Source organism: Paenibacillus sp. FSL L8-0708 (genome assembly GCF_038009325.1).
In the GTDB taxonomy this organism is placed as follows: Bacteria; Bacillota; Bacilli; order Paenibacillales; family Paenibacillaceae; genus Paenibacillus_AQ; species Paenibacillus_AQ odorifer.
Genome location: NZ_JBBPBC010000001.1, coordinates 5,149,415 through 5,173,146 on the forward strand (window position 1 = coordinate 5,149,415; position 23,732 = coordinate 5,173,146).

A 23,732-nucleotide genomic window follows, 5' to 3' on the forward strand; every position below is an offset into this window, starting at 1 on the left:
TTTACCCTCCTCTGGAGCTGTTTTTATACTCTTTAGGAGATTGACCATATTTTTTGCGGAAACAAAAGCTGAAATAGTTAGGATCGGCAAAACCTATTTTTTCTGCAATTTCAAAGGCCTTCAGCTCCGTGGATCGTAAAAGTTCCTTGGCTGCTTCTAACCTAATTTGCAAAAGATAACTAACGAACGTCATTTTCATTTCCTTCTTAAAAATACTGCTAAAATAGCCGGTACTTATATGTAAATGCTGACAAACCTTGCCGATGGAAATATCAGATTCAACATAGTGGCTGCGTATATATTCTTTAGCTTCATCAATAAGCAGCTTATAGGAGGATTGACGTTCTAATGCAATCGTATCCATTAAACCGCTACAGACTGCAATAATCCATTGCTTGGCTTCGGCCATACTATTAAATTTATTGATGGCAGTTAGCGACGAAATGCCAGAACCAATATACTTTGCAGCTTCACTGCCGGATTCTTTAGCCACTCGCAGGATAGATGTAAAAATCTCCAGCAAAAAAATCTGATAATCCTGTGTAGACACCTGCTCTGCGTCAAGACCGGCAAATAACTCCTCAACAACCTCTTTGAGTTCTTGCACCGTACCTAGTTTAATCGTCCGGATTAAGGATTGCTGGGTTAGTTCATCATAGGTTAGCAGTGTGCTGGAACGTGACTCAACGTCCTCAATCCAGATCACCCGGTTATTGCCGAGAATAAGCCGATAATCTAATGCCTGCAAGGCATCCCCAAAAGAATTAAATAACAAAGCAGGCGATGAACAGACCGTTCCGGAGCCTGCCGTTACCGTCAGCTTCAGAAAACGCTGTACGTTCTGGCGGATTTCTTCAAGAAGCTCAAAAGTCTTTCCAGTGATATCAGTTTCTTCCCCTTCTTCATGGATTGTGAGCAATACGACCTCATCACGATGAATAAACACCCTTCCAAAACCATGCTTCGAGCATATTTCTTCAGCAATATTCAGCACAGCGAATAGCTGTAAATTCTTTTCACCAGTGTCTCGTAAAGAAATTTGCCCGCCTGTTGCACCCCCAGCAGATTCCCGCTCAGGACGAATATAATCCACACTAATTACCGAAGCCTGAAACCACCGTCCCGTTAATTTTATGCCATATTCAGTGCTTTTCTCAGCAATTTCATCCGTACGCAATCTACGCGAAATAAGGGACGATAAAAATTGCTCCCTTAACACAGGCAGACTTTTCCGGTAATGCTCACTGAGTACAAATACATTTTCTTTTTCTGCAATTTCAGCCTCGATAGTGGCTCTAACCTTAAGCAATACTTCAATTAATTCCTGTGAAGAGAACGGTTTCAAAATATACTCATCAATTTGCAATTTTATCGCCTTCTGAGCATATTCAAATTCATCATACCCAGTCAAAATGATAATCTTAGTGTTAGGATGATGACTACGAATCCATTCAGCCAGCTGAAGTCCATTCATAAAAGGCATTTGGATATCGGTAACTACCACATCCGGCAGCAAACGGTCTATGGCATCCGCAGCTTCCCGTCCATTCTCCGCCTGCTCGACAATCTCAAATCCGTAACGCTCCCAGTCAATCTGCCCGATAACGCCTTCCCTAACGTCTTCTTCATCTTCAGCAAGAACTAGCTTATACATGTCTCATCCCTCTTTGGAAACGTTTTAGATGTCATAAATTTTATTGTATATGATTCAAACCAATCCATCTATGGTTAAGTTATTTAAATAGTTTTAGGTATTAATATATTAAATACATATAAAAAAAGAGTTCCAGAGCAAAAAAAAACCATCCCGCCGTAGCTGGGATGGGGATGATCGGTAACCTATAAGTATTATAGCAACGCTTTGTTAAAGCGATAGCCTGCTGTCTTTTCGAAACCGATATGACGATAAAAAGCATGTGCCGGTGCGCGTTCTACGCGGTTGCCACTTCTAAGGAAAAGCTGGCAGCAACCTTGCTCACGTGCCCATTCTTCTGCTGCGGCCACAAGTCTTTTACCGAGTCCGTTTCCTCTGAGTTCTTCTGATACGATAAGTGCAGTAATCTCAGTGATACAATCTGTCTGTTTGTAATACGAGCTTACCTGTCTAAGGCCGATCATACCCACAACTTCATTGTTCAGCTCTGCTACAAGTGTGCATTGGAGATTGCTGTTCTCCATGCTTTCCAGTCTCTCTTTCATCACGCTTAGCGTTGTTGGATAGCCGAATTCCCGCAGAAGCGCTGTAACTCTCTCCAGATCATTCAAGCCGCATTTGCGAATTTCCAGTACAGGTGCCATGGTACTACTGTTCATCCTCATATACCTCCACTTTTAGCATAGACGCCGCCTGCTTGGCTATCGTCCGCGCGATTTCCACATCTTCCGCCGCACTTAACGCTACTGCCATCCGCCGACCAGGACGAACTTCCGGTTTACCAAATACGCGAACCTGAGTCCTAGGCAGTTCCAAAGCTTCACCAATTCCGGTCACAGCAAAGGCTCGTCCTTCTCCATCAGCCTTCAGCGTAGCTGAGGCACCAGGTGTCAGCAATTGTACTGACTGGACAGGAAAACCAAGAATAGCTCTGACATGCACTGCAAATTGAGATAAATCCTGCGTCGCCATCGTAACCATCCCCGTATCATGGGGTCTAGGTGACACTTCACTGAACAATACGCCTCGATCTGTCAAAAAAAGTTCCACTCCAAAAATACCGAAACCTCCGAGCTGATCCGTTACTGCTTTTGCAATAGATTGCGCTTCTTCAAGCAGCTCTGGCTTCATAAAGTGAGGCTGCCAGGATTCCACGTAATCTCCATCCTTCTGAATATGTCCAATAGGTGGACAAAATACCGTACCAGACACAGATCGCACCGTCAAAAGAGTAATCTCGCTCTCAAAAGTAACAAAAGCCTCCACGATAACCCGTGTCCCTTTAGCTCTCGCTCCATCCAAAGCAGTGTTCCAGCAGTTTTCTGCATCTTCAGGTCTTTTGCATACGCTCTGACCCTTGCCAGAAGAACTCATAATCGGCTTAATGACACAAGGAGTGCCTAACTCGGCTATAGCTTGTTGCAGCTCTTCCAGACTATCCGCAAAACGGTAATCAGCAGTTGGCAGTCCAAGGTCTTCAGCCGCAAGACGACGAATCCCTTCTCTGTCCATGGTCAGCCGAGCCGCCCGCGCCGTCGGAACAACGAAAAAGCCTTCTTCTTCAAGCTCTTGAAGAGCATGAGTGGCAATTGCCTCAATCTCCGGAACAATGACATCCGGTTTCTCAGAGCGAATCAGCGCTTTCAGCGCCTCTGCATCCAGCATATCAATTACATGTGAACGATGAGCTACACCCATCGCCGGTGCATCGGTATAACGGTCTACAGCTACGGTCTCTACGCCAAGGCGTTGAGCTTCAATTATGACTTCCTTACCCAGTTCCCCGCTGCCCAGCAGCAACAGCTTGCGGCTTTGAGCTGAAAAAGGAGCTCCCCACATTGTCGATTCCAACCTCTTTCGGCAAATTGACTGTCTCGTTTTTATGAATTTCAGAAAACGTAACAGTTTCATTGTATATTTTCAGGCTTCTTTATTTTCATCCATCATACGCCAGATTGCAAGTGTTCTTCGACATTTTCCTACAAACTTCACAGAACTTTGTCGACTTTATCAACGAAAGTTTGTTCTAGACGTGATAATTGGTGGCTTATTTGGCCCCAATGATCTGCAGTCTCACCCCCTTTAAGGAGATCTAACATCGCTTTCTCTTGCTCCGCAAGCCCTTCTTGCAGGCTTTCGGCAGCAGATTTTAATTCTCTGCTGATATTCTCGACGTAATGAGCAATTAATTTTTCCTTCTGCACTGCCGCTGCAAGATTAACCGCTTCTTTCAAAAGCGGCTCTGCCGCACCTTTGACTAATTCCCGCCCAGTTCCCTCAAAGAAATAACGCGGGGATTTGAAATGGCCCCATAAAGCGGACCACTGCACAGGCTGAAGCTGGCATTCCAGATCCTTAGGAGATGGCCAAGCCTGCTCCTCATTCTCCATAAGATGAAATTCCTCCGTGGAAAAGAGTAGCTCTGTAGCTGCCGCTTCAGCAGCTTCATGTACAAGCCTGCGTCCCGTGCTCTCTAGCCGCAGCGTTGTTGCCCATAGCTCTTGCTCAAGCTCGCGCTGAGTAGTACGCATTAGTTCGGCACCACAGGCAGAGAAAATGGCTTTTAAATTCCCTGCATCCTCACGCAGTAAGGAGGGATGAAAAGAGTCCTGAAAATTTCTGTTGAAGGAGAAGCTAATCCGCTGGCACACATGATAGATCAGTTCTTCACTTTCATGAATAAGATCTCTGCTAGGACGTTCCTCAGTCTCCAAAAGAGATAACCGCTTCATGGCGAACTGCCGCCGTTCCTGCAGTTCTTTTAACCCGGCTTCACGCTCGCTCGCCGCCTTGGAAGCCAGATTCTGCCATTCCTCAGCCCGGCGCCGAACCGATGCGATGCTCTCAGCAGCTGCGTTAAGTGAAAGCTGAGGAAGCTCATCACCAGCAAAGCTGGATAATGCTTGCTCAAATTCATTGAAGCGGGAGGTTTCATAAAGATCGTGATTATGTTGAGTTTTAGCTTCTAGAGCAAGCAAGCTGGACAAAGCATAGATTCTCGGAGACCGCAAACCTCCGGCACGCAGATTTTGAACGACATGTGCTTTAACCTCATCTAGTTCTTCTTCGCTTGAAGCGAGATCAGAAGCATTGATAATAAAGAACATTTTATCGAGAGCAAAGCTGTCTTTAATGCGGCCCAGCTGGGCCAAGAGGCCGCGATCCGCCTTCGAAAAGGCGTGGTTATAATAGGTCACAAAACAGATCGCATCCGCATTTTTCATGTAACTAAAGGTTACGCCAGTGTGGCGTGCATGCAGTGAATCTGCTCCTGGTGTATCTACGAGCACAATCCCGCTCTCCGTCAAAGGACAGGCATAATACAGGTCAATCCCTTGCACGAAGCAAGCCCGGGTCTCTTCCGCAACTAGGTTTCGATATTCATCCAAATCAACCGTCCGCACCGTTCCTAATAGCGGCTCAGCTTCAGCCCAACCGGATGCTGCGGCTCTTAGAAATCCTGCATGCGGCAGCGCAGAGGGGTGAATTCCCCGTGTTGGCAGGCTCGCAAGTACTGCTGTCCACGTATCCTGTTGCGGCTCTCCAAGCTGCAGCACGCTGAAGGAATGGCAGATGTCATCCCAGAAATCCGCCATGCTCTTCATCGTTACAACCGCGCTGGCATGGCGGAAGTCTCCTTCCGGCGCCAATATGCGGTTAACTGCGGCCGTGGCAGGGTGTGGCGACACGGGCAGCACTTCTTCGCCGAGCAAAGCGTTGGCGAAGGAAGATTTGCCTGCGCTGAACGCACCGAACAGTGCAAGGGTAAAGCGGCCGCCGGCGAGATCCTCCGCCCGTGCGGCCAGACTGCGCGCCGCCGATGCCATCGCTGGCTCGCGGCGCAGCAGCTCTGCCGCAGCCGCCAGCGCGTCAGCGGCTGCCGAGAGCCGGCGGCGTCCGCCCGCCGGCGAAGCCGTTCCCGCCGCCCAGCTTGCGGCGGCGGCACTTCCAGCCGCGGCGCGTTCGCGCGGCTGGGTCGCCCGCGGTGCGGCGCTCTGCGCAGCCGCAAGCGGGGTGACCCTCACCTCCGGCAGGATGCCGGGGGTGAGGGTCCGGCGCGGCGGCAGCAGCGCCGCTAGCTCGTGCGCGCGGGCGTCAGCCGCGCGGTCCAGGGCGGCTAGCGCGCGGGCAGCGCGCGCCTGCCGGGTAAGGGCCTGTTCGCGGCGCTGGAGTTCCGCGCGCTGCTCCTCGATAAGCGATGGCAGCTTCGCCAGCAGCTCATCGCCAACTAACAGCGCAGCGCGGCGGAATTGGCTCTTCAGATCTGCCGCAAGTGTGCGGCAGAAATTGAGCAGCGCCTCGCCGCTATTCCCCGTTCCCGGCTTAACTGCAGCCGCCAGCCATTCTTGGCTCACCGCCGGGAACCCTTGCTTCAGAGTCGTCTCTGCCTCCTCTGCCCACAGTCCGAGATTCTCCGCCCATTGACGTACCAGCTGAATCAGATGCCATTCCAGCTGAGCGGAAACCTCTCGGACCAGTAATCCTTGCCAGGCATCCAGTCGTTTGCCTTGTTCCTTCTCCCGCCGTCCGGCTGTAGAGAACAAACCTAAGCGGAAGCCTGGGCTGACACTCTCCACATAGCTCCCTGCCGCCTCTCTAACATCCGCAGGCATTAAGTTAGCATTATTGAGTAAGGCATCAAGATCACTTCGCAGGCTAGCTCGTGATTGCTGAGGCAGCTCCTCAAGCAGTGCCTTCTCTTCTTCCAGCGATTTCAGCTCTTCCATCACAACTGTAACCTCTGCACCCTCTAGCTCAGCTAAAAAAGTTTCCCGTTCCTCCTGCTGGTCTTCACGGAACGCGGTTAGCGAAGAATCTGCTGTATGATGAATGGAACGTGACAAGCTATATTGAAGCAATTGTTCCCTGTGCTCCAACAGCTCTGTTATAAGGTTCAGCAGATTATCCCAATGATTCAGCGGGTGCTCTTTCATTTTGAGTGAGGTAAACAGAATCCCCGCACAATGAATCCCCCACTGCTCGAAAGCATTTTCAAGCTGGCGTTTATATTCTTCAATGGAAATTTCTTGTTCTCTATGCTTGTCTATCTGATTAACAATAAGATAGAGCGGTTTGCCCCAGTCACTAAGATTTTTGGCAAAAGCCAAATTATTCTCTGACTGTACATGGTTATAATCCATAACATAAAAGACGACATCAGCTAAATGCAGCGCGGAACGAGTGGCAGCCTGGTGGCCATCATCCGTCGAATCTACGCCAGGCGTATCCAATAGAACACCATGCTTCCCTAGAAGAGGAATCTCATTCCAGACTTCAATCGCGGAATATTCTCCGCCATTTCGACAATATTCCTGTAATCTTTCTGGTGTTGTCTCTACAGGGGTAGATTCATTTTCACTTCCCTCCACCCTTGGATAGATAAGCACTCGTGGAGCCCCGCTACGAATAGAAACAATATTGGCACTAGTCGGCACAGGTCCGGAAGGCAACACTGAGCTGCCACATAAAAGATTAATCATGCTGGATTTCCCTGCCGAGAAATGCCCACAAAAAGCAAGGGTCAGTTCATTCCCACCCTCTTTATTTTGTAAATCTTCATATATTCGTTCAGCACTCTCATCGCCCCAGTGGCGCATTAAATCTTTCAGCCGGGAAAGCTGCGATGCTGTTTCACTTAATGTTTCTCTCTGAATTCTAACCTGTTCCGCTCCCACAGACATTCCACCTCCACAGTTACCTTCTAATCATGCACTGATCTTAATCCATTCATGAATACTGATTTAAGCTCTTTTTTATGCAAAACTTATATAGGTGCAATTTCTGAACTTTAGCGCGGAACATTTTTTATAAATAATAATTACAGTTTATCACCAGTTTGACACAAATTAAATACACACTACTTACAAAATAACCTATCATCTCCTACGAAATGATACCAAAAAAGAAGCGAGGTTGTCGTCCTGTAAAGCCAACCGTCGTTTCTCGTAGAAATATAAGGATATTCAATAAAAAAAGGAGCCAGCCCCAAGGGCCGACTCCATTTCAGGTCACTTCTCAATTATGCAGTTTCCAAAACAGGCAACAGAATTTCAAAAACTTTTCCGTGCTGCAGAATAGTCAATCCACGAGATTTGTCTCTCATTACGACAACCTCTGGTTTTACAGACATACGCTCCAGATAGTGCTCAGGCACATCACCGGAATGACTGATCGTAATGCCCTCTACTTCTTGCTCTTCATTTTCTTCCAGCGGGCTTTCCACTACGCGGTCAAAAATATCCGAGAATACCTCAAAATTATCTGTGTATACAGAAATGCATTTCATCTCTATCCCATCCTCTTCTTCAACTCTAACTTTTAACTTTTTGGCGTATGATCTTTAGCTTTCCTGACGACAGCCGTTTTCATACGTTTTTTGCCCTCTCGACATACATCAAGGAGCGGACAAACCTGACATTTTGGATTCTGAGCCTTACAGTGATATCGTCCGAAAAAGATTAGCCGGTGATGCGTGAGGGTCCATTCATCACGTGGCACAGCCTTCATCAGCTTTTTCTCCACTTCCAGCACAGAATCTTTCCAGCCTGCCAATGCAAGTCGTTTAGCAACCCGCTCCACATGAGTGTCCACAGCAATGGCAGGAACTCCAAATGCGTTGGATACTACTACGTTAGCAGTTTTACGACCTACTCCTGGCAACGTTACAAGCAAGTCATGTGCCTCAGGCACTTCTCCGCCATACTGTTCTATGAGTATAGAGCACAGGCTTTGGATATGCTTAGCTTTGTTACGATATAAGCCGATGCGCCGGATATCCCCCTCCAATTCCTCCAGCGGCACAGAAATATAATCGATGGGGGCTTTGTACTTTTGGAACAGGTCCTCGGTCACTTTGTTCACCGTTGCATCCGTGCATTGGGCTGACAGCAGCACCGCTATTGTTAATTCAAAAGCATTACTGTGATTCAGCTCGCAATGCGCATCCGGAAACAAATCTCCAATCGTATCCAAAATGTGGCGGACGTCTGCAGCTTTCATAGTGTCCCCTCCACGGAGCAAAAACGCTCAGAAAATTCTATCGAGCGTCTCACCTCAAATGTTAGAAATATAAGCAAAGTATGTATTATAACGTATGGATTCATACATTTCAACACATACGATACTGGCATTATATTTCAAGTATTAACGCCTTGAGTGTCCTAATAAGAACAGTAAGCGTTTAAGCGAGAAATATAAGACATACAGTATAGGAGCAATACTTATACTTTCTTATATTTCAAAAAAAACGTCTTGACGCAGGTAAAGCCCCCTGTGTCAAGACGGTGATTCACTCAGAAATCCACCATTGCAACTATTGTTTCACAATTTCAACCAAAATATCATTATTGAAATACATTATAATATTATCATTTTCTTTCAAAGATTGCACGGATAAAGTCGAATCTCCCTGATGAATATATACATTAGTAGGAACAAAAAATTGATATTTATCATTTAGATTAGCTCTCTTAGTCGACAATAAGTTAGTTGCACTTTCATAGCGTGAGAAGGTTCTACTAAGCTGAGACATTACACGAACGATAATTACTCCATCCGTATCCTTACGAATCTCCACTCGGTCACCTGTAGTCAAGCTGCTAAGAGCCGTCGTTGTCGAGCCATCACGAATGATTTTTACCCCTCCGCTCACCGCTAAGGTCTGTGCTGCTCCAGAATAATCTTTCACAACCAAGGTATTCCCAGCGGCATCTACAGAACTTATCTGGCCTGTTGTAAGCTTCACTGCTTGAATAGCCAGTGGTGTGCTTCCATCGAAGGTCACGTTAAGATAATCACCCGCTTTTAAAGCTGTTAGTTTAATGCTTTCACCAGCTTCATTGGTCATCGGGATAGCATAAGTATTGATCTCGCTGGTTCCACCATTCCATTTGATGCTCAATCGGTTAGTTCCAGAATTTACAGTTGCCGCTTCAACCTGAAGAACGGTCTTTACTTTCAAAACTACGATTAAATCCTGATTAGCTGTTAAAGAAGCTGTCACATAACTTCCAACTGGAATATCTGTTACGGTTGCGTTCGTTTTACCAAAAATATCAATGAGCTGTGGAGTTGGAAGCGTCACACTCTGTCCGTCATTAAGCTTCAGAACTATAGTTCTAGCAGCTACATTGACAGCCGTAACCATTCCTTCATACTTTGTAACAACTTCTAGAGACAATGCTCGTTGTCCGATTGCTTTAATGTTCACTTTACGGTTCTCGGTGAGTCTTGCACCAATACTAGTTAAGTTAGGAAGTACACCATCGTAGGATAACTTAGTTTTTTCATCCAACTGTACTATATGAGCCTTATTGCTAGTATCCATAACCGTCAACAATTGTGTTTTAGAATTATAATCTATAACAGCTGCTCCGCTATACTGATCAATTTGACGGCTTAACACTTCAATTTTGGTCACTTGATCGCTGCTGTTTAAGGTAAGCTGAATCTTGTCACCGCCTACTGTATCAGCAATTAGATCATCAGGTACAGGCCCACTCATGTTCGGAATAACAATTGTCGGTTTAGTACCAAGCAGTTTAACCTCACGATTTCCGTCCGCTTTTTTGTAAACAACTGTGGAGCTAGTCAGCTCGGTAAGTACCCCCTCAACTGTCCGTTCAACACCTTCTGTTACTTCTACAGTGCGGATCACATTATCTTGAATCGTATATTTGACAGCATTCCCTGTCTTCAGATCAGCAGGTTGTAACACTGATGTTTGAGAGCTGAATAAAGAAGTCCCATCTTCCCATTTAAAAGTCTCTACTATACCCGCGGTATTTTTGAAAGTAATTCTTTTGCCCGTAAGATCTACACTTTGAATGGTGCCTGTTGTTGTTTTGTTAACAACCCCTGAAGTCACTTGAACCCTCACTACTTTGTGCGAACCACTGTACGTTTCACGTTGCAATGAAACTACGCTATCTGCTACCAGCGAAGCAGGTTCAATTCTAGCTCCATTTACATCCACAAAGGAAGTAGTCTCGTCGTAGTAATATTCAGTAAACCCTGTTGGTGACTTTAACCAAAGCTTATTACCTGGAGCTACCATGGCAAAGTTTCCTGAAAGATTCTCTACTTGTTGTGTAGGGTCAGTCACTTCAACATAAGCCACGTTATAAGTCGCTCCAATTACGGTAACTTTAGTGTAGGGTTGGACATCACTTAGATTGATTCTGCTTTCAGAAGCACTTGTGAAATAAGCGGTGCTTGCTCCCAAGGTATATGTAGAAGTCTTTCCGTTGTTATAGACGGATAGTTTCCCATCTGCTAATTGACTGATCGTTCCCGATAACGTGTTGTCGTATTCAACCGTATTGTGAGCTGCGGCACGACTGAAAAAAGTCGCCAATTGCGCACGAGTTACAGCTCCTTGCGGATCAAAACGATTGCCATCAAGTCCGTTGGCTAGGCCTAAATCAACGGCAATGTTGATGTAACCACGTTTGTTTGCAGACACTTTGGCATCATCTGCAAAGCCAGTCGGCTCACTAGCGGCCCCTGCTGCATCTGCGTTTTTTCCAAGGGAGCGGATTAACAGCTCCGCAATCCATTCTCGGGATGCTTTACGTTCTCCCCAAGAAGTCTTCAGATTATCTGGAGCCATTTCGGTCGCTTTATCAAGTAATCCTTGTTGAAAAGCCAACACAACATAATCCTTAAAATAATTCGTAACCTTAAAATCGGTAGGCAATGCAACCGTTGAAGAAGCATCCACTTTATCCTGCTGCTTCATAAACCGCAGGGCCATAAGCACCGCTTCCTGCTGAGTTACAGAATCTCCCGGACGGAACAATCCATTATTTCCAACCACGATCCCTTGTGAAGCGAGTTTGTAAATATGTTTTTCAGCCCAGAAGCCTGTCTTCACATCGCTAAAAATCCCTACAGATTGTGTAGTGGTTGATGTCGGTGTAGTGGCAGCTGTGTCAGCAAACACTGCACTTGCACCACCAAAAACCATAACACCAGCCATAACAGCCGACACTGCTTTATTAGAATAAGCCTTCAATGGACGTTTTGACCTTTTTTGCGCGGACAATAGATTATTCCCCTCTCTATGACTCAAATAAATAGTATGTTTAAAATTCGTCAGCTAGATGCCTAATTCCTTTGTTAAATAACCAATTAGAAATTATCTCTAGTCATAGGATGCAGCAGGTCTACATGGCCCATTAGACTTTCTACCTTTTCACCATCAACTAAAACTTCGATACTTTTTACTTCCGCAAATTGAAAATAAGTTTTGGCAAGTGAAGTAATGGCAAAGGATTCTCCGCCCGCACCAAGTTGAGCTTCATCTGGTTTATGGATATCCATTACGATTTGACCCTCTACAAACTTCAATGATTTCAGTTCAATTTTGCCCCATAAAGGTACAAGATCTGTATTCTCACTACTTTGCAGTGCTTTGAACGTCTCTGTATATTTCTCCACATCATCAGAGTAGTTAATCGTTGTCTTAGCAGGCACTAAGTCCATAATTTGCGAATCTGTGTAATAAACTTCAATACTCTGGCTTTGCTTTTGTGTCTCATTTTCTACCGGCTTCGAAGACGGTTGAGTTTCTGCATTAGTATTATCTGCTGTCGGTTGCGGAGTGCTAGCCACTTCGGTTTCCTGATCATCAGACGGAGCTGGGGTACTTTCTCCCGCACCACTTACAACGTTTGTAGTATCTTGCTCCACTCCATTAGCAGGAGCTGCAGTAGGCTTATCTCCACAGCCAGCAATCACTAGCAGAAGCAGCGCAGCAACCCCAACCATCGTCCATTTTTGTTTAAACATTAATAAACGCCTCCTCTAGATGAATACGGGCAGACAGGTACCGCAAAACCACTTCTTGCCTTTTTATAGATAAAAGCAGAAAGCTGACTTTGCGGCGCTCGTCTGCCACTGGTCTGTTATTTTATACCCAAATATTCCTTGATTCCACTCACTATTGAAGCAGCAACTTTGTTTTGTAATGCTTCCGTAAAGAGCAATGTCTCATCCTTCTTATTGCTAAGGTATCCTACTTCAAGTAGAACAGCAGGCATTTTCGTTTCACGAATGACATGGAAATTCCCGTATCGTACACCGCGATCACTAAGCCCTGTAGCCTCAACAAGATACTTATGCATTACTTTTGCTAAGGCCTTACTGGCTTCCCGCTGATAATACGTTTCTGTCCCGCTTGCCGCAGAAGATGCGGAACTGTTGGCATGTACAGAAATGAATAGATCTGCTTTTAGATTATTAGCCATAGCCGCTCTATCCTTGAGCTCCAAGAATGTATCGTCACTGCGTGTCAGTACGACGTCGATATTACTTTCTTTTTTCAGCAATGCTGCTGTCTTAAGTACTATAGCTAAATTAAAATTCTTTTCGTATTTTCCTGTTACTCCTACTGCACCAGAATCTTTAGCTCCGTGCCCTGCATCCAGTACTACTAGCTTCTTGCCATCATTACCTGGCTGTGTTGAAGTATCATCCGTACTTTCTGCATTCAGGTCAATGATAACCAACTTAGAATCCGTCCCAGATACGCTGATGTTATAATTCTTAGGATAATTCAAATCAATTACAAAACGTACAGTATAAGGATTGGAGCTATAAAGCGAATACCGGACGCCTGATACATCAGGATAATCCTTCACTTCCAGTTTACCATTCAGATCAGGATCAAGAACTTGTCCCGTCCCAAAAAGATCTGAGAAAGTGGCATTAGGAAAATCAATCACTAACCGATCCGGCCCTGTCATTACACTTACTTTTGGCGCGGAATTACCTTCCATCGCAATGCTCAAACGATTCTCACTAAAGCTCAAACCATTTATCATGGTTAAATTCTTAGTAGGATCTACCGGTGGAACAACAACCTCAGATCCACCATTTCCAGAGTTTCCATTTGAACTTCCGTTTTCATTTGAGGATCCTGGGGTAATGAGGTATACGATCTTCTTCGCATTATCCCAAGTGACGGTGAGACCGAACTGTTCACTTATGAACCGTATAGGCACAAGTGTCGTATCACTCCGCAGGACAGGCGCAGTGCTAAGCTGTACTGTTTTGTCATCAACCGAAGCCGTCTTTTGATTAACAATAAGTTTGATGACCTTACCTTGCTGTTCAATCGTCACCGTTTTGCTTTTTTGATCCCAGCCCACGGTATAACCAAGACTCTCGGAGATCAATCTCAACGGTACCATGATAGTATCATTCACATTTTCAACCGGTACTTTTTGCCCTGCAGTAATCTCTTTGCCGTCTAGATAAATCTTGCTATTCGCGGCAGCAGCATGTCCATGCTCAGGCAAAACCAACACAAAGAGCAACAAAAACAACATCAAACTGAATTTCTTCATTCTTCACCTCTAAGAATCTAGTATTCGCCTGTGAATGGCGATCGTGGTGCCCCTGTCTCCGTCAACCTCAGACCTCTATTAGACGCTGGTAATCTATAAAGGTTGCGAATATATTCCATAAAAATTGAGAAATCTCACCAACCTCAAGTGTTAAAGCCCCAGATATTCCTTAATTCCGGCAACAATTTCTCTCGCTAATTTCTCTTGAAGCTGCTCACTATACATCGCCGATTCATTCCCTGAATTTGTAAGATATCCTACCTCTAGCAAGACTGCTGGCATTGTGGTTTCCCGTGTAACATGAAGGCTTTTCGTACGAATCCCGTTGTCTTTAAAACCAGTAGCGGCTAATAAATGCTTATGCATAATCTGAGCAAGCGGCAGACTATCACTGCGAGAATAATAGGTTTCACTGCCATTTATTTTATCTCTATTTGGATATCCAACCTCTAGCGAATTCGCGTGCACTGAAATAAAGAGATTCGCTTTAGCAGCCTCCGCAATTTTCACGCGATCCTGAAGCCCCAATGTAGCATCGTCAGTTCGAGTAAACACCACGTCAACTAATGTTTCCTGCGTTAACAGCGTTTGTACTTTGCGGATGACGGCCAGATTGAAGACTTTTTCCAGCTTTCCTGTGAGACTGACAGCTCCTGATTGAGTTCCACCATGACCCGCATCTAGAACTACAATTGGCTTACCTAACGTTCCATTAGCCCCTGTGGTGTTGCCTCCGCTGTTAGTTACATTCAAATCAATCGTAACCAGCCCGGTGCTTTCATCCGTACTAAGCTGGTACGGTTGATTTCCAACCGTTTGAATTACGAATCTGACAGTGGACGGACTCACACTGAACAGTGCATAACGGATCTCAGAAACGAGCGGGTAGCCGGCAACGTCCAGCTTACCTTGTGGACCGCCAGTGGTGGTAACACCCGTAAGACTTCCAATGAAATTCGGATCGAACGCAGCACCCGGAAAATCTACGACGATTCGATCAGGATTGCTCATTTTTGTAACGTTTGGCTTAGTAGCCCCCGACACAGCGATAATAAGTCGGTTCTCAGTGAATACTGCCCCGTTTACTAGAGGGCCTGTTGGAATTCCTGCTGTGCTTCCCGGTACCGTAGTTGTTTGTGGAACTGGTGTCGGGCTGGGTGAAGTTACTACACTGCCAGCAGTTGTCCCGTTGTCACTTCCCGGCGGAGCACTTGGAGTTGGAGCAGGTGTATTAGTTGCTGTTGGATTGGTAGTATTCCCCTCAGGTGTCATTGCAGGATTGCTAACTTGTCCACCTGTCAAATAGACGGTTTTATCAACATTATCCCAGCCCACCTTTAAGCCGAACTGCTCGCTTACGAAACGAATTGGAACGAGTACTGTGCCGCCACTCTGCTTAGGAGCTGCATTTAAATCAAATGTCACCCCATCTGCATCAGCTGTTTTCCGTCCTACCGCCAGCTCAATGCTTTTACCATCCTGGTGAACGGTTACTTTCCGGGTCTGCTGCTCCCATAACACCTCGAATCCAAGATTCTCTACTACCACTCTGACCGGAATCATAACGCTACCATTTACATTTTCGAGTTTAATTCCTTTTGGCAAAGCAAGTTCCTGATTGTCCATAATAATTCTGCCTGTGCTGCTACCAGCTGCGGCAGCTTCTTGTCCGGTGGATGTTAAAAATAATAAAGGCAGTAACAAAAGCAGCAATACACGAAGCCCAGCTCTTCTCATTCTCATTTTCCGCTCCTTCTGCAAGTAATAGATCCTAGATAAGTATTTAGACGACAGAAATCACCAAATGTTTCCTTAATGACCAATGAATATATCGATTATAGCAAAAAAACTTCTATTTCCGACACCCGGAAATAGAAGTTTTGCGTATTTTTTGTAAAGTTTAAGAATCAGACCAGTTATATCCTCTTTTTAAGAGAATAGCTTTGCAGCATGACGCTCTTCATAAGCAGCAATTTCATCCGCATGTTGAAGGGTCAAACCGATATCATCCAAGCCTTGCAGCAGGAATTGACGACGGTGCTCATCCAGATCAAAGCTGATGCTCAGTCCGAATTCATCTTGTAAAGCATTGTTCTCAAGATCAACTGTCAGCTTGTAGTCCTCATGCTCAGCTGTCCGTTTGAACAATTCATCCACTTGCTCTTCCGAAAGCTTAATCGGCAGAATGCCGTTCTTAAAGCAGTTATTGTAGAAGATATCCGCATAAGAAGGTGCAATTACAACTCTGAACCCGTAATCCATAATCGCCCATGGTGCATGCTCCCGAGAGGATCCACAGCCAAAGTTAGCGCGTGAGATCAGAACAGAAGCCCCTTGATAACGTGGTTTATTCATTTCGAAGGCTGGATTATCGTTACCTTCTTCATCAAAACGCCATTCATAGAACAAAAACTGTCCAAATCCCGTCCGTTCAATCCGTTTCAAAAACTGTTTTGGAATAATCGCATCCGTATCTACATTTACCCGGTCAACTGGTGCAACAATTCCTGTTAATTTTTTAAAAGCATCCATAGTTTTATCCTCCCGTGTTCTCTCTAGTTCTATGAGCTGACGGCTTCCGTCTTATAATTCCAATCACGTACATCAGTGAAACGACCTTTGATCGCAGCTGCGGCTGCCATAGCTGGAGATACAAGATGTGTACGTCCTCCGCGTCCTTGGCGTCCTTCAAAGTTACGGTTCGAGGTAGATGCACAGCGTTGTCCAGGCTGCAGAACATCCGGGTTCATGGCCAAGCACATGCTGCATCCCGCTTCACGCCATTCAAAGCCAGCGTCAGTAAAGACTTTATCAAGTCCTTCTTTCTCAGCCTGCATCTTAACACGACCCGAGCCTGGAACAACAATGGCAGTAACCTTTTCAGACACCTTATGACCTTTAGCTACCACTGCTGCAGCTCTCAAATCTTCGATCCGCCCGTTAGTGCAGGAACCGATAAATACATAATCGATCGGAATTTCAGAAATAGGTGTTCCAGGAGTCAAATCCATATATTCAAGCGCTTTTTCAGCAGCTTTACGTTCATTTTCAGTGGTGAAGTCCGCCGGATTCGGTACGCTGGAGTTGATGTCAGTACCCATACCCGGGCTAGTACCCCAGGTCACTTGTGGAATCAATGTTTCCACATCAAATTCAACAACCGTATCGTACTGGGCGCCCTCGTCGCTTACAAGACTCTTCCATCCTTCTACAGCAGCATCATAAGCTTCGCCTTGTGGTACGTATTGACGTCCACGCAGATAATTAAAAGTAGTTTCATCAGGGGCAATCAAGCCAGCTCTTGCTCCGCCTTCGATCGACATATTGCAGACAGTCATACGTTCTTCCATCGACAATTCACGAATAGCTTCGCCTGTATACTCAATTACATATCCTGTGGCAAAATCAGTACCGTACTTAGCAATAACACCAAGGATCATATCCTTTGCTGTTACGCCAGGGTTGCGTTTGCCTGTAAAGCGTACTTCCATAGTCTTAGCTTTGGATTGCTGCAAACATTGGGTAGCCATTACATGTTCAACTTCACTAGTTCCGATACCGAATGCCAGCGCGCCGAATGCACCATGCGTGGAGGTATGGCTGTCGCCGCAAACGATAGTTTTTCCAGGATGTGTCAAGCCGATTTCAGGACCCATTACGTGTACAACGCCTTGATCAATATCGTTCAGATCGAACAGTCTTACACCAAAATCAGCACAGTTCTTAGAAAGGGTATCAATTTGTTGTTTGGAGATTGGATCTTTAATGTTAAAACGATCTTTAGTTGGTACGTTATGATCCATCGTTGCGAAAGTCAGCTCAGGACGGCGAACCTTCCGGTTGCTGAGACGAAGACCTTCAAATGCCTGCGGAGAAGTAACTTCATGAACCAAATGCAGATCAATATAAATAATGCTAGGTTTACCTTCCTCTTGATGAATAACGTGATTCTCCCAAATCTTTTCAAACATTGTCTTGTTGCTCATAATTTCACCTCATTAATAGAATCGTTCATTGGAAGAGAGCGTGGAGTCTCTCTTGAATGATCTAAATATAACACCCCTGTCTTTATAATTCCAAGATATGATATCTATAAAAGTGATAGTCTGAACCTATAAGCTGAGTTAGGGTGTGTTGGAGGTATATTAGAGCGATGTGTAGGAGCGTTGTGCAAGCAGGATGTGTTGGAGCGTTGCGCAAGCGCGATGTGTAGGAGCGATGTGCAAGCGCGATGTGTTGGAGCGTTGCGCAAGCGCGATGTGTTGGAGCGTTGCGCAAGCGCGATGTGTTGGAGCGTTGCGCAAGCGCGATGTGTAGGAGCGATGTGCAAGCGCGATGTGTAGGAGCATTTAGTTGTATTTTGTACATCTATATTCCTGCGAATCATTCGTTAATGAATATAACTGTATTTTGTGCAGCTATTTTCTTGAATTATCGCCCTTTAGCTGACAACACTAGTTTTTAGTTGTATAGAATACACTTAAAACCAAAATGATCCCTTTTGCATACGAAATAGCTGTACAGAATGCAGTTATCTCTCATAGCTACCCTCAAGATCCGGCGTTAAAAATATACCGTGAGAGGATATCGGATACTTCGGTCAGTGTGGAAGGGTTACTCTCTTGAAATCAGGCTCAGCAAATCCTGGGGAGTGATGAAGTGAATGCTCTTTCGGGTTGCCTATACAAAACTATAATCCAATAGGATATACTTATAAGTAAATCATTTCCCTAAGGAGTCCATATATGGAACTGAGACAACTGCAGTATGTGCTGCAAATCGCAGCCGAAAAAAACTTCTCACGTGCAGCGGACAAGCTGCATATTGCCCAGCCCTCGCTCAGCCAGCAGCTTTCCAAACTGGAAAAAGAGCTCGGCGTAATGCTTTTTCAGCGTAATACCAGCTCAGTTGAGCTGACCTACGCAGGTTCTAAATTCGTTGAACAAGCCCAGATTATCATTGACGCAGTGGAGCTGCTGCGACAAGAGATGTCCGACATATCAGAACTGCGCACTGGACGTGTAGTTGTGGGCAGTATGCCGATTACAGGTGCACATCTTCTGCCGCATGTGCTTCCAGTTTTCAAACAAAATTATCCTGAGGTAGAAATTACGCTGCTAGAAGACTCGTCGATGAACCTAGAGAAGCTCACGGCAAGTGGTCAGACCGATTTAAGCCTGCTCTCCTTACCCCTCGAAATTCCTGCTCTAGCTTATGAAGAGCTTGGAGAGGAAAGAATTGATCTTGCCGTCCCTCCTGAACATCCGCTCGCTAAACGAATCTTAGATGGAACACGGACCTCACTTGAAGAGCTTAAGGACGAACCTTTCATCGTACTTAAGGAAGGTCAGGGCTTCCGCAAAATGACTGTGGAGCTGTGCCGGAAAGCCGGATTCGAGCCACGAATCGTTTTCGAGAGCAATAATATGGAAACCGTTCAATCCCTAGTGGCAACAGGTATGGGCGTGACTCTTGTTCCTCGTTTTATCGCTCGTGCACCGCGAAGTGAATTTGTTCCAGTCTACTTACCGCTCGCTGATCCGGTGCCTAGTCGTACGCTAGTTGTAGCATATCGACGCGGACGATATTTATCCAAGGCCGCAAAGGCTTTTGTAGAAACATTCAAATCAACCGTGTCTGAATTAACGGAAGAATAGAATATATACAAATAAAGTGCCCCAGTAACCATTCGCGTGGTTGCCGGGGCACTTTTTCAGGTAAACCTCTTTTAACAGTACTAGATTATTTACGCAAATTACGCTGTGTAATCAGGCGGTTCTGATCATCCGACACACGTGCTTTACTTGAATCAGTCAATCCCTTATCAACTGGAGCCCCGGTGTGCTCTTCCACAAATTCACGAGTCACACTATTCTGAAGCTCTGCTACTTCGTTTGAATCTTGATTCTGTCCCTGCTCGGCATTGTTGTCTTTAGTCAATTTAATCCACCTCCTGGTAACAGATTATAAGTTCTTTACCCCTTCTCTTTGAGGTTAAACATAATATATAGAGCTTTCTGCATGAAGAAATATATCCTACGTTTTCCCTTTGCAATGCAACCAGCTCCATGGTATTCTATTGAAAATAAGTGAAACGTGCAGACGGGACCAGTAAGAATGAGTCTAACCGCGCCTAGAGAGTAGATTCCGACAGGCTGAAAGAATTTACCGCGGTTTTCGTTCCGAATCCTACCCCCGAGCGGCCTGTGTCTAACAGGACGGATCCTCCCGTTATGAGAATGAAGTCGGATGATCCCTCATCAATGAAGGTGGTACCGCGGAAGTTTATAAGCTTTCGTCCTTTGCTAAGTCTAAGGATGGGGGCTTTTTGTTGTTTTCAGGACTTAATAAACGAAGAGGATGTGGACAGAAATGACGACGCGAATCGTGGTCAAAATAGGCAGCAGCTCGCTGACCGGACCCGAGGGCGGTTTGAATCGTGAAGCAGTCTCCTTTTTTGCCTCAGAGATTGCCGAGTTGAAGAAAAACGGCTGTGAGGTGTTGTTAGTAACCTCTGGTGCGGTAGCCGCAGGCTTCCGCAGTATCGGTTATCCAGCACGTCCGAAGCTGCTACATGAGAAGCAGGCCGCTGCGGCTGTGGGTCAGGTACTGCTGATGCAGGCTTATCAGGAAGCTTTTGCCCAGCATGGAATTACTACCGCGCAAATATTGCTGACTCGCACCGATTTCTGCAGCCGCAGAGCCATGAATAACGCTATGATGACTGTAGAAGAGCTACTTCGCCAAGGAGCGGTGCCCGTATTTAACGAGAATGACACTGTCTCCGTAGATGAACTGAAATTTGGCGATAATGATACCCTCTCTGCGCTCGTAGCCAACCTGTTAAAAGCCTCTAGACTGCTTGTCTTAACCGACATGGATGGTTTATACAGTGGAGATCCCCGCAAGCATCCGGATGCTGTCCGTTATCAGTTCGTAGATGACATTACACCAGAGATATATGCTATTGCTGGTGGAGCTGGCTCTAGTGTTGGAACAGGCGGTATGCGATCCAAAATCGATGCGGCCAAGATTGCTACTCGGGGTGGTGTTCCTGTCTTTGTCGGGAGAGCCACCGAACCTGGTGATTTACAGCTTGCTGCAACGGGAGAAGGCAGGGGCACTTATTTTGCAACGAAGCTATCCTCTCTTCCCGTCAAAAAACAATGGTTAGGCTTTATGTCTACCCCTCTCGGCTCCCTATACGTGGACGAAGGGGCTGTAGAAGCTTTGCTACATGGCGGACACAGCCTGTTGCCTGTAGGCGTCAAACAGACAGAAGGTAGTTTTCACGCAGGAGATGTTGTAGAAGTCCTTGGACCCGACTCCAAATTGCTTGGACGTGGGATTGTAAATTACGATGATGCTCAGCTGCGCAGCATTCAAGGTCTGCCAAGCCGTGAAATTGTACCGAAGCTGGGAGAAGTACACCGGCTTGAGGTCATTCACCGTGACGAATGGATTACACTGAGATAAGCATTTTTTTCAATTCAAATATAGGGAGGAAACGTCATGAGTGAAGTTATTAATAAGAGTAAATTAGCCAAGGAGACAACAGGAGTTCTAGCAAGCTTAACAACTGGCCAGAAGAATGAAGCACTGCTGGTCATGGCCGATGCACTTCGCCGCGAAGCTCCCGCCATTATCACCGCCAATGCGGAGGATTTGGAACGAGGAAGACTTAATGGAACTCCGGAATCCATGCTCGACCGGCTGGCATTAGATGTTGACCGGATTAACAGCATTGCCGAAGGCTTGCAACAAATCGCTGTATTACCGGACCCTATCGGTGACACGCTAGAAAGCATTGAACGTCCAAACGGCCTCAACATCCAGAAGCTGCGTGTTCCGATTGGTGTGATCGGCATCATCTACGAAGCACGTCCCAATGTTACTGTTGATGCTGCGGGTCTATGTCTCAAAACCGGCAACGCTGTTGTGCTGCGCGGGGGGTCCTCTGCCCTGTCCTCCAACCGTAAAATTGTCGAGGTTCTGCACAATGCTCTTGCTGAAACCTCAATGCCGCCTAACGCGCTTCAGCTGATTGAAGACCCAAATCGTTCTTCAGTAGATGAAATGCTAAAGCTGAACGGACTTTTAGATGTGATTATCCCGCGCGGAGGCAGCTCTCTTATTCAAAATGTAGTCCTTAACGCAACCGTTCCCGTAATTGAAACTGGAGCAGGCATCTGCCATACTTATCTCGATGCAACTGCCTTGCCAGAAATGGCACAGAACATTAGTTTAAATGCCAAAGCTCAGCGCCCTTCGGTATGTAACTCTATGGAAACACTACTCGTTCATCAGGATTACGCGAGCAAATATCTGTTATCCTTAGCCGAAGCATTCCGTGAGGTTCATGTAGAACTTCGTGGCTGTCAACAAACCATCTCTCTTGTCCCATGGGTATTACCTGCAACCGTAGAAGACTACGCTACAGAATACAATGATTATATCCTTAATATTAGAATCGTCAGTGATTTGGAAGAAGCTATGCAGCATATCGCCCAGTATGGCACGAAACATTCGGAATGTATCGTAACAGAAGATCAGGAGAACTCCACACGCTTTTTACAAGAAGTGGATGCTTCCGCTGTTTATCACAATGCCTCAACCCGCTTCACGGATGGCTTTGAATTTGGATTCGGTGCAGAGATTGGTATTAGTACCCAGAAACTCCACGCTCGTGGCCCGATGGGTCTGCCTGCACTAACTTCAACCAAATATAAGATCTACGGAACGGGACAAATTCGGGGTTAGTATACACGTTTAAGTATTCTATCACACAACTTTAGGAGGATTTTAGCCATGTGTCAGCAACCTTCAGTTCCACTCATGAATCATAATATTGTTTTTTATGGCGCAGGCTCCATGGCAGAAGCCATCGTTCGCGGGATGATTAGCCGCAATATCGTGAAGTCCGATAATGTCATCATGCTCAATCGCAGCAGCAGTGAACGTCTGGCAGAATTAAAAAGCCGTTATGGTGTAATAGGCACGAATGATCCCGAACAAAAAATAGAATACCTACGTAACGCACCAGTAATAGTACTGGCAATGAAACCTAAAGATGCTGCAGAATCCTTACGCGGACTAGGCCCGCTTCTTTCTCCGGATCAGATTGTAGTTTCTGTCATTGCAGGTCTATCTATTCGAACCATGCAAGGTTTACTTGGCAAAGCACAGCCTATTGTTCGCACAATGCCTAACACCTCCAGTTCCATCGGTCTGGGTGCCACTGGTCTAGCCTTCTCCAAAGAAGTAGACGAAAGAGGCCGTCGCCTTGCTCTTAATATCTTTGAGGCTGTCGGGCTTACAACAGTCATTGATGAGGAACGTATGGAAACCTTGACCGGAATTTCAGGCAGCGGGCCTGCGTATATCTATTACATGATGGAAGCCATGATCGCCGCTGGTATCCGTGGTGGGCTGCCACTTGATCAAAGCACCGAATTAACTGTTCAAACTGTGCTGGGAGCTGCCCGAATGGTACAACAGACGGGAGAAGAACCCGCAGCACTTCGTAAGAAGGTTACTTCCCCTAACGGTTCAACACAAGCAGCTATAGAAGTGCTTGAACGAGGGGAATTCTTTGAAACTGTGATTGCTGCCGTTAACCGATGTGCCGAGCGCTCACGTGAAATGGGTGCTGCCCTAGAGAAAGAGCTTCGTTCTTAACCAAAAAAAGATCGCAGCCCATCCCCTCATCGGGTGGGAAGCGATCTTTT

Annotated in this window: 17 protein-coding genes; 4 read left to right on the forward strand and 13 right to left on the reverse strand. The window is 45.9% G+C overall.

Annotated elements, in window-relative coordinates:
• Window position 1: 1 nt before the first annotated feature.
• The 12 genes from NYE58_RS24565 to leuC all read right to left on the reverse strand — a co-directional run bounded on the left by NYE58_RS24565 (window position 2) and on the right by leuC (window position 17,990).
• The gene (locus NYE58_RS24565; RefSeq protein ID WP_076302736.1) at window positions 2-1,654 is read right to left on the reverse strand and encodes a response regulator; all 1,653 of its coding nucleotides are present in this window, start codon (window positions 1,652-1,654) and stop codon (window positions 2-4) included.
• Window positions 1,655-1,848: 194 nt separating this feature from the next.
• Complete coding sequence (locus NYE58_RS24570) at window positions 1,849-2,313, reverse strand: GNAT family N-acetyltransferase (RefSeq protein ID WP_232061416.1); 465 nt, start codon at window positions 2,311-2,313, stop codon at window positions 1,849-1,851.
• Window positions 2,303-3,493 (reverse strand): formate-dependent phosphoribosylglycinamide formyltransferase, encoded by a 1,191-nt coding sequence (gene purT, locus NYE58_RS24575; protein WP_076192169.1) that lies wholly within the window; start codon window positions 3,491-3,493, stop codon window positions 2,303-2,305. The genes NYE58_RS24570 and purT overlap by 11 nt, the downstream gene beginning before the upstream one ends.
• A gap of 149 nt (window positions 3,494-3,642) precedes the next feature.
• Window positions 3,643-7,329, reverse strand: coding sequence for a dynamin family protein (locus NYE58_RS24580; protein ID WP_341003259.1), 3,687 nt, complete (start codon window positions 7,327-7,329; stop codon window positions 3,643-3,645).
• A 344-nt stretch (window positions 7,330-7,673) separates the two neighbouring features.
• Window positions 7,674-7,940 carry a hypothetical protein gene (locus NYE58_RS24585; RefSeq protein WP_036676334.1) on the reverse strand — a complete coding sequence of 89 codons (267 nt, stop codon included), beginning with the start codon at window positions 7,938-7,940 and terminating at the stop codon, window positions 7,674-7,676.
• Window positions 7,941-7,972: 32 nt separating this feature from the next.
• The gene (gene nth / locus NYE58_RS24590) at window positions 7,973-8,653 is read right to left on the reverse strand and encodes an endonuclease III (RefSeq protein WP_036676333.1); all 681 of its coding nucleotides are present in this window, start codon (window positions 8,651-8,653) and stop codon (window positions 7,973-7,975) included.
• Between the two features lie 313 nt (window positions 8,654-8,966).
• Complete coding sequence (locus tag NYE58_RS24595) at window positions 8,967-11,699, reverse strand: S-layer homology domain-containing protein (protein WP_341003261.1); 2,733 nt, start codon at window positions 11,697-11,699, stop codon at window positions 8,967-8,969.
• Between the two features lie 86 nt (window positions 11,700-11,785).
• Window positions 11,786-12,445, reverse strand: a complete 660-nt coding sequence (locus NYE58_RS24600; protein ID WP_076276720.1) for a GerMN domain-containing protein — start codon at window positions 12,443-12,445, stop codon at window positions 11,786-11,788.
• A gap of 116 nt (window positions 12,446-12,561) precedes the next feature.
• Complete coding sequence (locus NYE58_RS24605; RefSeq protein WP_076276719.1) at window positions 12,562-14,004, reverse strand: N-acetylmuramoyl-L-alanine amidase family protein; 1,443 nt, start codon at window positions 14,002-14,004, stop codon at window positions 12,562-12,564.
• A 150-nt stretch (window positions 14,005-14,154) separates the two neighbouring features.
• Window positions 14,155-15,747 (reverse strand): N-acetylmuramoyl-L-alanine amidase family protein, encoded by a 1,593-nt coding sequence (locus tag NYE58_RS24610; RefSeq protein WP_339244201.1) that lies wholly within the window; start codon window positions 15,745-15,747, stop codon window positions 14,155-14,157.
• Between the two features lie 186 nt (window positions 15,748-15,933).
• Window positions 15,934-16,536 (reverse strand): 3-isopropylmalate dehydratase small subunit, encoded by a 603-nt coding sequence (gene leuD / locus NYE58_RS24615; RefSeq protein WP_076127570.1) that lies wholly within the window; start codon window positions 16,534-16,536, stop codon window positions 15,934-15,936.
• 29 nt (window positions 16,537-16,565) lie between these two features.
• On the reverse strand, window positions 16,566-17,990 hold the full coding sequence (leuC, locus tag NYE58_RS24620; protein ID WP_339244204.1) for a 3-isopropylmalate dehydratase large subunit: 1,425 nt from the start codon (window positions 17,988-17,990) through the stop codon (window positions 16,566-16,568).
• 759 nt (window positions 17,991-18,749) lie between these two features.
• On the opposite strand from leuC, the gene NYE58_RS24625 reads away from it, so the two are divergent.
• On the forward strand, window positions 18,750-19,661 hold the full coding sequence (locus NYE58_RS24625; protein WP_076101451.1) for a LysR family transcriptional regulator: 912 nt from the start codon (window positions 18,750-18,752) through the stop codon (window positions 19,659-19,661).
• An 85-nt stretch (window positions 19,662-19,746) separates the two neighbouring features.
• Here the strand turns inward: NYE58_RS24625 and NYE58_RS24630 are convergent, their stop codons facing one another.
• Complete coding sequence (locus NYE58_RS24630) at window positions 19,747-19,944, reverse strand: hypothetical protein (RefSeq protein WP_076192175.1); 198 nt, start codon at window positions 19,942-19,944, stop codon at window positions 19,747-19,749.
• 432 nt (window positions 19,945-20,376) lie between these two features.
• Here NYE58_RS24630 and proB point away from each other — a divergent pair, with 432 nt between their 5' ends.
• From proB to proC, 3 genes are read left to right on the forward strand one after another with little or no spacing between them, the layout of a single operon-like run.
• Window positions 20,377-21,480, forward strand: a complete 1,104-nt coding sequence (proB, locus tag NYE58_RS24635) for a glutamate 5-kinase (RefSeq protein WP_076101454.1) — start codon at window positions 20,377-20,379, stop codon at window positions 21,478-21,480.
• 36 nt (window positions 21,481-21,516) lie between these two features.
• Complete coding sequence (locus NYE58_RS24640) at window positions 21,517-22,764, forward strand: glutamate-5-semialdehyde dehydrogenase (protein WP_076276716.1); 1,248 nt, start codon at window positions 21,517-21,519, stop codon at window positions 22,762-22,764.
• A gap of 48 nt (window positions 22,765-22,812) precedes the next feature.
• Window positions 22,813-23,682 carry a pyrroline-5-carboxylate reductase gene (proC, locus tag NYE58_RS24645; protein ID WP_076134661.1) on the forward strand — a complete coding sequence of 290 codons (870 nt, stop codon included), beginning with the start codon at window positions 22,813-22,815 and terminating at the stop codon, window positions 23,680-23,682.
• Window positions 23,683-23,732: the final 50 nt, after the last annotated feature.

Bases quoted from the DNA above. Each gene is read 5' to 3' on its own strand.
- NYE58_RS24565 (WP_076302736.1), bottom strand. From the start codon at position 1,654: ATGTATAAGCTAGTTCTTGCTGAAGATGAAGAAGACGTTAGGGAAGGC.
- NYE58_RS24570 (WP_232061416.1), bottom strand. From the start codon at position 2,313: ATGAACAGTAGTACCATGGCACCTGTACTGGAAATTCGCAAATGCGGC.
- purT (WP_076192169.1), bottom strand. From the start codon at position 3,493: ATGTGGGGAGCTCCTTTTTCAGCTCAAAGCCGCAAGCTGTTGCTGCTG.
- NYE58_RS24585 (WP_036676334.1), bottom strand. From the start codon at position 7,940: ATGAAATGCATTTCTGTATACACAGATAATTTTGAGGTATTCTCGGAT.
- nth (WP_036676333.1), bottom strand. From the start codon at position 8,653: ATGAAAGCTGCAGACGTCCGCCACATTTTGGATACGATTGGAGATTTG.
- NYE58_RS24600 (WP_076276720.1), bottom strand. From the start codon at position 12,445: ATGTTTAAACAAAAATGGACGATGGTTGGGGTTGCTGCGCTGCTTCTG.
- NYE58_RS24605 (WP_076276719.1), bottom strand. From the start codon at position 14,004: ATGAAGAAATTCAGTTTGATGTTGTTTTTGTTGCTCTTTGTGTTGGTT.
- NYE58_RS24610 (WP_339244201.1), bottom strand. From the start codon at position 15,747: ATGAGAATGAGAAGAGCTGGGCTTCGTGTATTGCTGCTTTTGTTACTG.
- leuD (WP_076127570.1), bottom strand. From the start codon at position 16,536: ATGGATGCTTTTAAAAAATTAACAGGAATTGTTGCACCAGTTGACCGG.
- leuC (WP_339244204.1), bottom strand. From the start codon at position 17,990: ATGAGCAACAAGACAATGTTTGAAAAGATTTGGGAGAATCACGTTATT.
- NYE58_RS24625 (WP_076101451.1), top strand. From the start codon at position 18,750: ATGGAACTGAGACAACTGCAGTATGTGCTGCAAATCGCAGCCGAAAAA.
- proB (WP_076101454.1), top strand. From the start codon at position 20,377: ATGACGACGCGAATCGTGGTCAAAATAGGCAGCAGCTCGCTGACCGGA.
- NYE58_RS24640 (WP_076276716.1), top strand. From the start codon at position 21,517: ATGAGTGAAGTTATTAATAAGAGTAAATTAGCCAAGGAGACAACAGGA.
- proC (WP_076134661.1), top strand. From the start codon at position 22,813: ATGTGTCAGCAACCTTCAGTTCCACTCATGAATCATAATATTGTTTTT.